Raw genomic sequence first — 13,369 nt, forward strand, 5'->3', positions numbered from 1 at the left:
CGTCATCCTGGGTACTTTCCACCAATAGAGCAATACCAGGTGTTGTCATATTTCGCCGTGAATATAAGCATCAGCATCTCTCCGTTAGCGACCGTTGGCAACGAGGCGCCGATAGGCAGCGCGATGTTAGCGCCAAGGGTTATCGAGAAAGCCCCCTGCATATGTGCGCAGAAGGTAACCTGATCGCCCGGGGACCTCGCCGGGGTGATGCTCAGCGTTACGGATGTTTGAATACCGTATTGCTGTACCGAGCCAAGAGATGGGTTAATCAGAAACCCGCTTGTGGTAATTCCGCCTCCTGCGGACAACTCTATTAGCGTCCGATCCCCAAGCACTCTCTGCCAAGGGCTCCAAACAGCATCATGCAGCTGTCGCTCAAATATCCAGCCCTGCTGTGTCCCTTCAAGCACCTGCGATGCACGCTGTGTCTTGCGCAGGGCTGTGCCGTACGTGAAAACGTTCCAACAAGAAATAGCCAAACTAGTTGGCCAGTCAGGCCCTGCTCCTGTGCCATCGTTATAGCTCGCCCACTGCCCCAAAGGCGCACTGGCCATCGACACGGCCTTTGTGTAGATGGGACCCGATCTCTCAGCCAACCCAGTCACCACCCCGGTGCGCCCCATAACAGAGGCAACCGGCCCAGCTTGAATGGAGGCCATTGCATCGCGCACATCCTGGACAGCTTGGTCAGCGGCCACGCGGCTGACGTGCGCTGCGTCTGCAGAATCATCAGCACTGGAGGCCGCTTGTTGCGCCTCCTGCGCTTTGGTTTGCGCCCATTGCGAGTTCGTATAGACCTGGCCCAGAGCTGTATTGAAAGCCAGCCGCTGCGGCTCGTAGGCTGCCGCCAGCGCAAAGGCCTTGGTGCTGAAGCTGACACGGTCATCCGTGGGCTGCGGCGCTGGGGGATAGGCGGGAATAGGGGTTGGAACGACTAAAGGCATCACACCTCCTCAAGTTGAATTGCAAACATCGAGTAGTCGTGGTACTCGATAGCGACTGACCAATCCTTGGCGATACCAAATACGTTCAGGGCCTCAATGTCTTGAGAGCCCAGGAACAGAATGGGCTTGGCCCGGTTCTTGGTCATGTAGTTTTTGATGGCCATGATTTCTGAGCGCCGGATGGGCACAGACATATCCGCCCATCCGATGTAGGTGCGCTCGACCAGCACACGATTGCCGAACTCATCGAGCTCCTTTCGGGAAAAATCCTGGATACCCACCGAGGCCCCGATCTCGACACCCAGACCCCACTCTTTGGCATTGCCCAAAATGAGGTTGCCGACCTCCATGTCGGTCGTGCCGATGAAATCCACCAGCACATCCGCTTGCGGGAATGCCGGTAGCCCGGTAAAGAGCCCCAGCACACCCGTAGGCGTCCACTCGCCAAAGTGCCATTCCCACCAATCGGCGGTCTCTGGCGCCAGGCCTACGGTGAGTGCCTTGTCATAGACGGTGCCATAGGTAGGGTCCAGCACGCGCACTCGGACGGAATGCACACCGGTCATGCCCATGGCACATACGGCATCCACTGCGCGTCCAAATCGGAACCGGTAGGACGCCGTCGCATTGAACTTGGAGCTCTGCGACGTGCGCCCATTAAAAAGGGCCCACGTATTGGTGGGCCCGACTTTGATCCAGAGCGTGGGGTTGTCCGGCGGCGGAATGCTGTCATTGATGTCCGCCCCGGCCTGGTAGACCAGATGCTGGTAGCGCACCCTGCCGCCTGCGGGCCAGGCGCCAGCCAACCAGGCCGCAGCTGTGTCTTCCACGGGCGGCTGCGCAACGATCACGCCATCGCTGATCTCCAGCGGGCTGACGGTTCTCAATCCTGTCATGCGTTTTCCTCCTGTGTACGTGTTGCAGGCATTCCATCGGCGTCCCACATGCGCAGCGTCTTGTTGAGTTGCTGCACGGCAGGCACAACGACCGTGGCCTCGGCCTTGCGGTTGGCATCATGGTTGTCGAGTGCCAAGCGCAGGGCCCGCACTTCCGCCACCAGCACCGGGTTGTCGCTCGACGCCTGCAGCGCGCTGAGCAAAGCGGTGTTGCCACTCGCCTGAACCACGCGCCCTGCAGTGGCAGCGCCCACCTCTGCGGTTTTCACATCGCCGATATCGACGCCGTATTTATTGGCCAGGAAGTTCCTCGTATCGGCCAACGACGCCAGCCAGGCCGACTGCTTGAGCAAGACATCGGCCTGGGACGTTGCACTGGCTTTTGCTAGCTCCTCCAGCGCCTGGATGATCGAGGGCAGCTCGTCGGCTGCATCCTGATTGCCAGATCGGGCCTGGGCCGTCTTGATGGCAAAAAGGGACTCGTAATATGCCGCTCCGTGGTCCGGGCCAGAGCCCAGCAACTGCCCGCGCAGCCGCTTCATTTCATTGGACATGGCGTCAATGGTTTTGGACCACTGTTCAGCCAGCTTCTTGGCCGCATCCGCCGCAGAGTTTGCAGCCTTGGCGGACGAGTCGTAGGAACTGCCCAGGCTGGAGACGCCTCCCTGGTAGCTGCGCATTTTGGGAATGCTGACGCCAATGGAGTTCCCCAACGACTTGACGGTGACCTTGATTTTCTCCATGCCCTCCACGAATTCGGTGCTGGTCAGCAACGTATTCAGTGCTTGCAGCGCCGCATTGGCATTTGAAATCATGTTGTCAATCGCTGCACCGCTCACGGCATCAGCCACATTGGCTCCAGTGAGTGCAGCAGTCAGCATCGGCGTGATCATCCCGTCGATCATGGACGCCAGAATGGTGTTCACCGCCTGCTCGTACACAGCCTGCTCAAAGCCCGCCGAGATTTGATTGGCCAGCCAGCTACCGGCTTCCGCACCACGTCCCTCGTTGATCTCATTGATGAAGCCATCGACCAGGCCATCCATCGACAGCCCCAACGTTGACAGCGTCGTTTCCCGGGCATGCTGAAGCTTGTTGGATCCCTCTTCCAAGCTGGCATTCACGGCATCAACGCCATTGGCAAAATCATCCGCAAACTGCAGCAGCCAAGCGAGCAGCTCCTCGTCCTTGTCCGCAATCGCTTTGTCAACCAGGGCGCGGTACTTCTTCTTTGCATCCACATCGCCAACACGCAGGTCCAGCTCACGCTCTTCCATACCGTCGTTGGCCACCTTGGTCGCACGGCTTCGCTTCTCGTCGTCGCTGTAATACAAATCGTAATAAGTGCTTGCGGCCTGTGTGAGCGCGTCCATGCTGCCAACCGCATCCACCAGCTTGCTGGCCCAGTCACCTGCAGAGAGCGAGCCCTCCAGCAAGGTAGAGCCAAACAGTTCAAAGATCTGGTTGACGCCGACCAGGCTGGATGACATGCGGGTCAAGGCATCAACTGCCGTCTCACCCGTGCGCACATACTCGCTCATCACGAAGATCTGCTCGGTAACCGTCTCCGTCACCTGGCGGCCGACACGAGCCCATTGCTCAGTGTCTCCATCGCCGGCCACTTGCACGTTGTCCCACACCATGCGGGTCACTTCGCTGGTCTGCTCCTGCCAGCTGCCGAGCACACTGCGTGCCAGCTCTTCATTGGCCTGCGCGAGCGCCTGCTGGATCTTGGCCGATGCTTCCTCTTGCGACAGGCCCGTCAACTGCAAGCCCTTGCCGCCCGTGTCCGGATGGATCTCATCGAGCCCCAGTGCCACCTTCATGGCACGGATTGCGTCTCCATTCAGCCCCAGGGTATCGGCTTTTTTGGCCGTGTCCTCACGCATGTCCTTGAAGGCATCCTGCAGCACCTTGATGGGGCCTTTGGAGCCTTCAATCGCCGTGCCATAGTTCTCTTTGAGCATTTCGACACGCGAATACAGCTGCTGGAGCTGGCGCTCACGGTAGCCATTCTCCTTGGCATCCGGGTTCGCCGCGATCTGGCCTTGGAGCGTTTCGATCTGCGCATTGGCCTTCTCGATCTCCTTCTCTGCAGCCAGGTAGCGGTACTTCGGACCACCAAACAAGCTGCCGCTTTCTCGCATCAGCTGGTAGCCATACATGTCTCCGCCGAGCTCACCCATCAGGCCGCTGCCGACCTGCTTTTCTTCCTTGAACATGCCGCCGAGGTATGCCGCGATGATTGGGATACTCATCACCCAACCGCCACCGGAAAACCAACTGCCCATCCCGGATCCGCCAGCTCCCGCGGCTTCCGAGCTTGTAGCCAGAAATCCAAGAGAGTCACCTCCGGCCATACCTATTGCATTTGCTGAGTTGAGGGTATGCGCGGAAAAGGTCGCAGTATTACCCCAGCCAAGCATGCTTCCTACGTAGCGAGAAGTCTGACCCAGCAATCCTTCCCCGGTATAGAGGCTGTATGCATTAGACCCACCGCTCAGCAAGCTCATGGCGCCATCGCCTGAACCACCAAGTCCCGAGCCTCCACCAAACAACCCAGCCAGCCATCCCACTCCGCTGGTAATAATGCCCGTGATGTTCGCGCCGATGTTCATCACAAACTTCTGCGCGAATGCCTTGTACAAAGCATCTGAAATGGAGGTCAGTACGGTCGTCTTCAAAGACTTGCCCAAGTTCTTCAGACCCTGAGCGCCGTTATTGAGAAAGTCGGCGAATCCCTGGCGCACGACATCCGCATATTTGCTTGCCTGCTGCGTGACGTATTGGTCCTGAATGCGCGCCAGCTCGGTCTGTAGCTTCGTCTCTGCAGTGAGTCTCGCCTGAGCAATCAAATCAGCTTCTTTGATCGCGTTCTTTTCGCTGTTGGAATCGTAAGAACTCTTTTTGATCTGCTCAATCTCACGCGCAAGCTGCAACTCAGCCTTGCGCACAGCCAGCAGTTTCTGGCGCTGGCTTTCTTCCACGCCCAGCAGGGACATGCTGTATTGCTGCAGTTCATATTCCTCTTTTGCAGCTTTCAGCTGCTCTGCATACTTGCTGCTGGCCTCGATGTATGCGCCTTCTTTCAGCGATTGCACATAACGCTCATGCTGCTCGGCAACCTTCGCCAAACCTTCGCTGACCTCAGGTCTCCAGGGCACTCCGCTGGCATTGTTTGCTTCGGACCGGGCTTTCTCCATCGCCATTTCGGCAATAGCTATCTTGGACTTTCCAAAGTTTGCGTTGGCCACATCCTGCTTGTCTGCCATATCGCCAATCGCACTTGCTGACTTTTTCAGGTCGTCGATATATTTGAGATAGCTCTTGCTTGCTTCGTCCTGGGTCTGAATCTGCTTCTCCAGTTCACCCCGGACCTGCTGGATCACCTGGTAGCGCTGCGCTTCAACAAGCTGGCCTTGCAAATTGGCTTTGGTACTCGCATCCGTTGTGCGAGCAATTTCTTTCTGCAGCTTCATGACTAGCTGGTCTGACTCGCTCATGCTGGCGGCCGCTGCAGCCCGCTCCTTGAGACGATCAATCAGATCCTCTTCGGCCGCAATCCTGGACTTGATGCCAGAAATCGCATGCTCCTGATCACCCCCATTAGATTCACGGGGGGCATTGCCAGCAGAATTACTTCCTGCAGAAGGTGCCCGCCTCGGCGTGATTTTGGGAGTTTCCACTTTGACCGTCGGTAGCTCGATGGTCGGAGGCTGCATCGATGCAGTGATGCGCTGCATATTCGCATGGTCAGCCCGCATCGCATCGTAGTATTTCTGAGCTTCAGCTGCGTAGCGCTTGTTGCCAGGCTCAGCTTCTGCCAAGTCCTTGGCCTCCTCATAGTTCTTCTTGTTCCAGTCAAAGTTAGCACTGGCGGTCTTGTGCGCAGTCTCCTTGCGACTCAGCGAGGCGGCATTCGCCAGCTGCCCAAGCGCACTGATGCCTTTGATGGCAATTTCAATGACGCCAGCAATCGCGCCAATCACTGTCTGAAAGCCTTCGCGTGTCGCTTCGGAGGACAGCGTATCGTTCAACGACTCAATGCCCTCGCGCATCCCTTGCAGGCTGCCGCTGTCGCCTGTCATGGCCGTCGCAAAGCTGTGCTGCAGCGCCTCCAAGGCGCCACCCAGCGTATCCCTGGCAGCAACTGCCGCACCGCCATACGAGGTTTGCAGCGCATCCAGAATAACGGCCTGTGCCGCACCAACTTGGCCGGTGGCTTCCAACTGCGCGACCATCTCTTTTTGCTGGTCGGTGAATTGCACCCCCTTGTCCGCCAGCGCTTTGAGCCCTTCGGACGGGGAGTTCAACGCCTGTCCAATGGTCTCCGCAGAGCTGGTCACCGATGTGCCCATGCGCGAAGACATATCCACCACGGCCTGCATGGCCTGCGGAAACTGTTGCCCCACCACATTGGAATAGTTCAGCAGCTGCGTTTGCGCTTGGGTGATATCGCCGGTCGAGAAGACACTGGACTTGGACAGCGATGTCGCCATGCCGTTGAGCCGTTCCTGTGACCAACCCGCAGCCTCGCCGGTGGACTTCAACACGGCAGAGAGCTGGGCCTGCTGCTTCTCTGCATTGATGGTCTCGGTGATGAATTTGCCAAAGAACGCGGGCGCGCCTTGTGCCAGCAGGCCGAACACCACCTTGGTGGATTCGGTCCAGCGTTTGGCAGAGGCATTTGCGCTCTCTTGCTCTTGCTGCACCGTCGCCAGGTCTCTGGAGTAGCTACTCAGCGCAACCTGGCTGGTTTGCTGCACCTGAACAAAGGTTTCTGAGAAGCGCTGGGTATCCCGGATCCCCACCTGGATCACCGATGACTGGCTCTGAAACGCCGAGGTCATCAGCTCGAACGATTGTGCGGAATTTCTGGAGCCGGCCTCGACCGAACTCCAGAAGCCCTGAATGCTGTTGATGGCCTCATGGACACCCACCTGGAGATCCGAGAGGTCGACACCAATCTTGATATTTTTTTCTAGATCAGCCATAGCAGCACCAATAGAAATGGCCCGCCGAGGCGAGCGTAGAAAAAGGAAAGCCCACCGAGGTGGGCTATTTCTGGCGGGAGCGCTCCTGTGCTTCCCTGCGCGTCTGCATCGCTTCAAGCGCGCCCCGTTCCAGCAGGCCGACTTCGCGCAGCACCTGGTTGCGCTTGCGCTTTTTGATGCCCTCGGCATCCAACCAGCTGTAGATCACGTTGTAGTCAAGGGCGTAGATGCCGCCCATGCCTGCACGCCACTGGCTGGAGTTGTCGATGAAGCAGCGGTAGGCCAGCTCGTTGTCGGGGTAGCACACCAGGGGCTCGCGTTCCTTAATGATCTCGGAAGGAAAGCCCATGGCCACCAGTTGTTGGGGACTGGACCGTTCGCCAAACAGCGCGCGGCCCAGCTCCATCAGTTTTTTGTCTTGGCGCCCGAATGAGCCTGGAAGAAGCCAGTCACAATCGCACCGAAGGCGAACGCATGGGTCACAAAGAACTGCGTGATGTTCTCAACGCTGAAGTCATCGGTGAACTCCCAGGCGGACACGATCTTCATCACCAGCTTGGCCTGGTCGGTACGCATGTCCTTCTCTTGCTCATCGCTGAGCGGGGCCTCGGCCGTCGCCTTGTACTTGTCTTGCAAGGCTGTGAACTCGGCCGACAGCGCCTTCATGGCTTCGGTGTCATGAAAGCGGAAGGTCAGGCCCAGGGGTTGCGGGCCCTTGCCGGCAACGGGCACATCGGCAGTGCCTTTGAAGGTGGGAGTGGGTGCAAACGATGCGAGAGACTTCGCCATGATGAATTTCCTTCTTTTCAAACAAAAAAAGCCCGTGCAGGTGCTACCTGCCGGGCATAGAAAACCCGCCTTGATCGGTCAAGACAGGTGTGGCGACCTTTACTTGTAGGTCTTGATGGGGCGCAGCATGGACAGGGTCAGCTTGCCGGTGGTCACAGCGTTGGAGGCCACCACGGGGGTTTCCTGCACGCTGATGTAGCCATAGGCATAGCTGACCGAGCCCCCGTTGGGCAGCGCCATGCGAATCGCCACCAGTCGGTTGGCACGGGAGGCATTCACCGCTGCCTTGTAGCCAGGCAGGGAGGGATCCCAGCCGAAGGTCAGCTCCCAGCTCATTGCCGAGCGGGTCGTGGGGATCTTGATGCCGTACTTCTGCGACAGCGGCGCGAATTCCGCGTACTGCTGCTCACCGCCGGTAGGGCTGATTTCGCTGACCTGCTGCAGCTCGGTCCAACCTGTGATGGGTCGGACCGTGCCGGCGCTCGAGCCGCTGGGGAACTGGATCAGATCAGAGGTGTCTTCGTCTTCCAGGGTGATGGCACCCGTGGTGGCCGAACCCACACGCAAGATCGAGTCGTTCATGTCCTCCCAGCCCGTGTTGAGCAGGAAGGGGTCCTTGGCACTCAGGCCGTGCGCGGCTGCAGCAATCACAGGAGGTGCGGCGTTGGAGATGGTGGTCACGGAGACGGGAGCGCCAAAGCCGGTCGAGATTGCGAAGCGGGTGCCGGTCGATACTTCATAAGCCATGGTTGGGCCTTTCTAGAAAAAGAAAAATCCGCCTGCGTCATTGCAGGGCGGATCGGTTTCGCCCTCGTCGGGCACAAAAAAACCGCCTCTCGGCGGTATGCGATGGTTGAAAGAGACAAGGCTGCGGGCGGCGTATTGAACGTCGGCAGCCTGCGCTCTCTCGTCAAGGGTCGCAGGGGCTAGGCTCCAGATGGTTGGCTGCGCATGCGCGCAGAGCCTGCCCTGCGGTAACTACAAAGGCCAGCACGAACACTGGCCTCCAGATCAATGCCCCATCAGACCACCCAAGCGGGCTGGGGCTGCTGTTCGCTTCTTCAAGCACTGGGAAGCTCTCAGCAGGAGATACCACACCGTCAAACCACTCAGGTGCGGACTGCGCTTGCTGCAGTTGAAACGACAGAGCCCACATAAAGCGGGCCTCGGCGCAAAAATGAAGGTAAGAAGAATGGGTGCCTGGTAAGTGCAATTGTGTGGCGCCGTATAGGTGAATCAGCACAACGCCACAGCCCATCTGTGCAGACAATTTTCAGCGCATTTACCCACGCCAGAAATGCAAAAGCCCCGCACGGGGCGAGGCTTCAAAGGCTGGTGGCATAGCTCTGCCATCCAAGGCCTTGCGATGCCGCAACAGCATCGCAAGTAGTTCATGGCTGAGGACATTGGCGGGCTACTTTCGCGTCCTTCGCATCACTGTCTCAACGATTACGAGAATACCACAGTTTTAGCCAGGCCGCAACAACTTATTCAAGTTATTGCTGTGCGTTCTTTTGCAATCCATCACATAGTCGATAAGGAACTGCACATCCCTGCGGCTGGGTTCCTTGGCCAGCATCGCACCCTTGCATTTGAGGCACTTGTAGCTCTTGCCATCCTTGGCCGTCAGGCCCGTTCCCTGGCATGGCTTGCACCTTTGGTCCAGCAGCCAAGCCATGGCTTCAAGGGCAGCATCTTGAGGATCGGCCAGCTTCTTGGTCGATCCGTATTGGATCAAGGCTGTGTACATACGCTCCATATCCACCCTGCTAGGCTTGGTGATGATCCGCAGATAGTGCAAGGCGACGTTGGCTTTGCTCATCCCGCTGGCCTTGATCAGGTCCACCTGGCCGATGCGGTGCGATTCATCCGACAGATCACGGGAACTTATCGCGGCCGTGTACCGCTCTGCTGTATTGCTCATGCTTGCTCCTTCAATGCCGTTGTGCTGGCTGGGTTCAGTCGGGTTCTGCTTGCGCATATGTTCAGGTGGGCGCTGCGGTCTAGTGCCATGCGCTCGTCTGGCATGGTGGTCAAGACCATGCCTGCCTCCCATCCGCGTCCACTGCCTCACACGCAAAGCGGACCGTGGTCGGGTTGAGCCTCTCGCCGGCCTTGACGCGCTGGATGATCGCGTGTGCCCAGCCTTTGTCCGCCGGCGCCTGCGCACGCTGGAGCTGCGGCGCCAAGCGTTTGAGCTGCTCGGCGACAACGGCTTGCGAGGCCAGCGGCGCGGACAGTTGCCGAGCCTCTGGCACAGGTGCCTTGCGCGCCAGATCGCGGAACTGGAATACAGTGGGCGGCTTGACCAGATCCAGGTGTGTCAATGCGTGGGCGATGCCTTCCGGGAATTTCTCGAAACCCGCCAGCTCATGCGCCCAATCGGATTTCACGGCATTGAGGTCCAGGCTCTCCCATCGTCCCAGAAAGTCGCGGCCATATACCAAGGAGAGCTTGGTAAAAATCTTGTCTATCCATGCGACCGGCAAGCTCATGCCGCACCTCCGATATTTTTCTGTGGCCGCTCAATGCGCCTGGCCGCGACCTCAATGGCCTGGCTTTTGAAAAAATCGGCGGGCGATGCTTCAGGAGCTTGCCGGGCAATGGAAGGAGCTGCCTCTTGGGCGCGTTCCCGCATGCTGCGCTGGTAGCTGGTCTCGCCGCTGTGATGCTGCGCACCAAATGCTTGCCGTGCAAAGGGCTTGCGGGTTTCGCAGCGCCGAATCCAGTTGCGCCAGGTCGCCAGCCAGTCCAGCTTTTTCGCATCAGCGCCAGCCTTGGCATGCCAGAAATCGGCAAACACCTCCGCTTGCTTGCGCACGTCATCGTCTGTCAGATCTGGCCGGGCTTGCATTGCCCAGTCACACCAGGCTTGCGGCAACATCCAGGCATCGGCAAGGCGTGTGGCCGCTTTGGCTTTGGAGTCATGCATGGCTCCGGCAGCCTGACCAAAGCCCAGGCCTGCGCCAGCCGTCACCGCAGCAGCTTCATTTGTATTTTTCTCTGCTTCTGTATCTGCATCTGTCTCTCTGTCTGTACGCGTGACATCGCCTGCGGTCACGCGTACCCCATCCGTCTCGGACTGCAGTGCGGGACCGGCTTTGGCTTTTGCGCGCTGGCGGCGTTTGCGATCAGCAGCCGTGGGGTCAGTGTCGCTGCGCATCTGGCGCGAGTTCCAGCGCAAAGGCTGCAAGCTCTCCTGGTCGATCAGACCTACCTCAGCCAAGCGACGACCCACCTCCGCAAAGGTGCGGGTGTCAATGCCCATCTTGACGGCGACCTTGCGCATCATCAAAGGGCCGGCATCATCCAGAACACCTCGCCCCTTGAGGCACAGCAGCGCCATGAAATGCCAGCGGTCCTCGAAGGCGAGCAGGCGCAGCTTCTCGTCGTCGACCATCTCCGTGTAGGCGCGAAACCAGGGCAGCTGCATGCTCACACCGCCTCCCATACGCGATAGCCATTGCGCAGCAGATCCGCGCCTTCAAACTGCACTACCTGGGTATGGCCACGTCGCTCAAGCTCGGGCAGACGGCGGCAGATTTGCTCAACCGTCATGCCAGTGCATTCGGCCATCTCGCCTGCCGTCAGCGACTTCTCATCTTGCAGCGCTGCCATGATGCGGGAGACATGTCTGTCAGCAAACCGTGCCGAATGCTCTGCAGCGCAGTGGCTGCTCACAGGGTCATAGGCTCGGGTGTTGTTCATCGCAGTGCTCCTTTCAAAATACGTTGGGTTTTATGGTGAGAGGCCTGGGCTTGGGCCCCGCTCTCGATGAAATAGCCGGGGTATCGGGGATTGCGCTCCACGGTTCTGGATACCCGCTGCGGGCTGAACTTGGATGCAACAGACTGCGCCGGGCGGCTAAAGGCATTCGGAACCAACCCCGCGTGCACAGAAGCACCAAGGGTTGACCAGCCTGACTTGTTGGATCCGACGCGGCACACCACGCCATAAGAGCCCCCTGCTTCTGAATCCGACTCCATGAGCGCTGCTTCATGCGCCACCACAGAACCGGGGGCCTGGCTCTGATCTTGGATGGCTTGTGACTTTGGTGTAGACATGTCACAATTAAACCATAGTTCAGAACAAATAGCAACTATAGTTAAGATATTTTCTACGAGAATTTAAACCATGGTTGAATACAAAGACCGCCTGGTTCAGGCGATGACTGCTGCAGAGATGAAAACAGCCGATCTGGCAGACCGGCTGGGACTGTCCTACCAAGCGATCAAGAAGGTGGTGGACGGAAACACCAAGGCATTGACGGCGGAGAACAGCGCTCGCGCAGCGCAGCTGCTCAATGTCTCGTCTGATTGGCTGGCGCTGGGCGAAGGTACGATGTCGCGCTCCAACATGGTGATGCCCTATAGTGACCTGTCCCCTGCGCCGATTCCCGGGCGTCCCACCATCGCCGTGCCTGTGCTGTCCAACAGCGCATCGATGGGCTCAGGCGCAGAGTTGCTGGAGCACGACGTGCTGACAGGAGATCTGAAGCTCTCTCAGGAGTGGGTCACGCAGCGCGTCAAGCCTTCCCATGTGCAGGCGCTGCGTTTTATCCATGCCTATGGTGACTCGATGAAGGGCACCTTCAACGATGGCGATATCTTGCTGGTTGATACTGGCATTCGCCTGGTCGATATCGATGGGGTGTATGTGCTGTGCGCCCATGACCGACTTTTTGTAAAACGCGTGCGCCAACGCTGGGATGGCCAGTTCGAGATCAGCAGCGACAACCCGAGCATCAAGACCTCAGACTTGCTCGACGGCCGGGAGCAACTCGATGTGCGCGGCCGAGTTCTTTGGGCCTGGAATGGACAGAAGCTCTGACCACCAGCCAAAGCCTTGTCTTTACCCACCGCACGCTCGGGCTTTTGACCCACCAACTATTGATTGCAGGCGACCGGTGCAGATCACCGGTCAGCACTGCCTGCATACTTGGCGCCAATGCTGCACCCGACACCGGGCATCTTATTGTAGAAATTAAGAATAGTTCAGAAATTTACTTAACTATAGTTAAATTTTGATATTAACTTAGGTTTGACTATCTATCCATCCTGGCGAAGGCTAGCCAACAAGTGACACCGGACATAGCCCGCGCAAACCGTAACCCAAATAACGGATCCCGCGACTGCAGATGGTTCGGACCGGGCGCCGAAACCGCTGAAATTGGAAGACGCTAAGCCACGAACAAGCGCACATGATCGCAGAAAAGCATCTCATAGATATCATTTAATTAATTTTGATACCTATAATACTCAATGCAGCGATAGAGGTCATGACAATGGTGCGCAGCCTGTAGCAGTTCGCCATAGACGTGCTCCACAGAGAGCGGTTGATTCATTGAGGTAGCCAAAACCACCCCGTGTATTTACTAACAGCGCACTCCGACCAGCTAGTGCTGCGGTCCTCCCGTTCAAAGAGATGGCTTGATCGGGTGACCTCGTCTATAAGCGACGAGGTTAAGAGCGGCGAGCAATGCATGCCACTTCAGTGCGCAGTCCAGTAGCATGGCTCTGGAAAATGGAGATACTACTAACACATGTGCTCACATATATAGCTCAAAAGTCTGAGTAGATATTTGAACTGCGTGTCCAGCTAACGTCATAGGGGCTTGGCAACAATGCACAAATACAGCATGTTGAGTAAGGTATTTGAAGCAACGATCCATGGCTACCAAATAGATCCATATCGCTAACTTCCAAACTGGCCGAATAGCTCATGTGCAGCTTAATAAAGCAATGAG

Annotated in this window: 11 protein-coding genes; 1 reads left to right on the forward strand and 10 read right to left on the reverse strand. The window is 57.8% G+C overall.

The features are described from left to right. Positions 1–2: 2 nt before the first annotated feature. The 10 genes from N4T19_RS08610 to N4T19_RS08655 all read right to left on the reverse strand — a co-directional run bounded on the left by N4T19_RS08610 (position 3) and on the right by N4T19_RS08655 (position 11,331). On the reverse strand, positions 3–944 hold the full coding sequence (locus N4T19_RS08610) for a hypothetical protein (protein ID WP_260719912.1): 942 nt from the start codon (positions 942–944) through the stop codon (positions 3–5). Then, positions 944–1,840, reverse strand: coding sequence for a hypothetical protein (locus N4T19_RS08615; protein ID WP_182342806.1), 897 nt, complete (start codon positions 1,838–1,840; stop codon positions 944–946). The genes N4T19_RS08610 and N4T19_RS08615 overlap by 1 nt, the downstream gene beginning before the upstream one ends. Next, positions 1,837–6,834, reverse strand: coding sequence for a phage tail length tape measure family protein (locus N4T19_RS08620; RefSeq protein WP_260719913.1), 4,998 nt, complete (start codon positions 6,832–6,834; stop codon positions 1,837–1,839). The genes N4T19_RS08615 and N4T19_RS08620 overlap by 4 nt, the downstream gene beginning before the upstream one ends. Positions 6,835–6,898: 64 nt before the next feature. Continuing rightward, a complete protein-coding gene (locus N4T19_RS08625; protein ID WP_182342811.1) occupies positions 6,899–7,240 on the reverse strand; it encodes a DUF1799 domain-containing protein in 342 nt (113 codons plus the stop codon). Next, complete coding sequence (locus N4T19_RS08630) at positions 7,240–7,623, reverse strand: phage tail assembly chaperone (protein WP_182342813.1); 384 nt, start codon at positions 7,621–7,623, stop codon at positions 7,240–7,242. The genes N4T19_RS08625 and N4T19_RS08630 overlap by 1 nt, the downstream gene beginning before the upstream one ends. 99 nt (positions 7,624–7,722) lie before the next feature. Further along, positions 7,723–8,370: a phage tail protein gene (locus N4T19_RS08635; protein ID WP_260719914.1), complete on the reverse strand. Its 648-nt coding sequence runs from the start codon at positions 8,368–8,370 to the stop codon at positions 7,723–7,725. A 721-nt stretch (positions 8,371–9,091) separates the two neighbouring features. Next, positions 9,092–9,604: a hypothetical protein gene (locus N4T19_RS08640; RefSeq protein WP_182342817.1), complete on the reverse strand. Its 513-nt coding sequence runs from the start codon at positions 9,602–9,604 to the stop codon at positions 9,092–9,094. Between the two features lie 52 nt (positions 9,605–9,656). Continuing rightward, a complete protein-coding gene (locus tag N4T19_RS08645; RefSeq protein ID WP_260719915.1) occupies positions 9,657–10,118 on the reverse strand; it encodes a hypothetical protein in 462 nt (153 codons plus the stop codon). Next, positions 10,115–11,056, reverse strand: coding sequence for a hypothetical protein (locus tag N4T19_RS08650; protein ID WP_260719916.1), 942 nt, complete (start codon positions 11,054–11,056; stop codon positions 10,115–10,117). Before N4T19_RS08650 ends, N4T19_RS08645 begins: the two co-directional genes overlap by 4 nt. A gap of 2 nt (positions 11,057–11,058) precedes the next feature. Next, a complete protein-coding gene (locus N4T19_RS08655; protein WP_260719917.1) occupies positions 11,059–11,331 on the reverse strand; it encodes a hypothetical protein in 273 nt (90 codons plus the stop codon). A gap of 426 nt (positions 11,332–11,757) precedes the next feature. On the opposite strand from N4T19_RS08655, the gene N4T19_RS08660 reads away from it, so the two are divergent. Continuing rightward, complete coding sequence (locus N4T19_RS08660) at positions 11,758–12,453, forward strand: LexA family transcriptional regulator (protein ID WP_182342825.1); 696 nt, start codon at positions 11,758–11,760, stop codon at positions 12,451–12,453. The last annotated feature ends 916 nt before the right edge of the window (positions 12,454–13,369 follow it).

Origin of the sequence: Comamonas squillarum (assembly GCF_025309455.1) — a bacterium.
GTDB classification, from domain to species: Bacteria; Pseudomonadota; Gammaproteobacteria; order Burkholderiales; family Burkholderiaceae_C; genus Comamonas; species Comamonas squillarum.

Coding starts and splice junctions, on each gene's coding strand:
- N4T19_RS08610 (WP_260719912.1), bottom strand. CDS start 944: ATGCCTTTAGTCGTTCCAACCCCTATTCCCGCCTATCCCCCAGCGCCG.
- N4T19_RS08615 (WP_182342806.1), bottom strand. CDS start 1,840: ATGACAGGATTGAGAACCGTCAGCCCGCTGGAGATCAGCGATGGCGTG.
- N4T19_RS08620 (WP_260719913.1), bottom strand. CDS start 6,834: ATGGCTGATCTAGAAAAAAATATCAAGATTGGTGTCGACCTCTCGGAT.
- N4T19_RS08625 (WP_182342811.1), bottom strand. CDS start 7,240: ATGGAGCTGGGCCGCGCGCTGTTTGGCGAACGGTCCAGTCCCCAACAA.
- N4T19_RS08630 (WP_182342813.1), bottom strand. CDS start 7,623: ATGGCGAAGTCTCTCGCATCGTTTGCACCCACTCCCACCTTCAAAGGC.
- N4T19_RS08635 (WP_260719914.1), bottom strand. CDS start 8,370: ATGGCTTATGAAGTATCGACCGGCACCCGCTTCGCAATCTCGACCGGC.
- N4T19_RS08640 (WP_182342817.1), bottom strand. CDS start 9,604: ATGCGCAAGCAGAACCCGACTGAACCCAGCCAGCACAACGGCATTGAA.
- N4T19_RS08645 (WP_260719915.1), bottom strand. CDS start 10,118: ATGAGCTTGCCGGTCGCATGGATAGACAAGATTTTTACCAAGCTCTCC.
- N4T19_RS08650 (WP_260719916.1), bottom strand. CDS start 11,056: ATGCAGCTGCCCTGGTTTCGCGCCTACACGGAGATGGTCGACGACGAG.
- N4T19_RS08655 (WP_260719917.1), bottom strand. CDS start 11,331: ATGAACAACACCCGAGCCTATGACCCTGTGAGCAGCCACTGCGCTGCA.
- N4T19_RS08660 (WP_182342825.1), top strand. CDS start 11,758: ATGGTTGAATACAAAGACCGCCTGGTTCAGGCGATGACTGCTGCAGAG.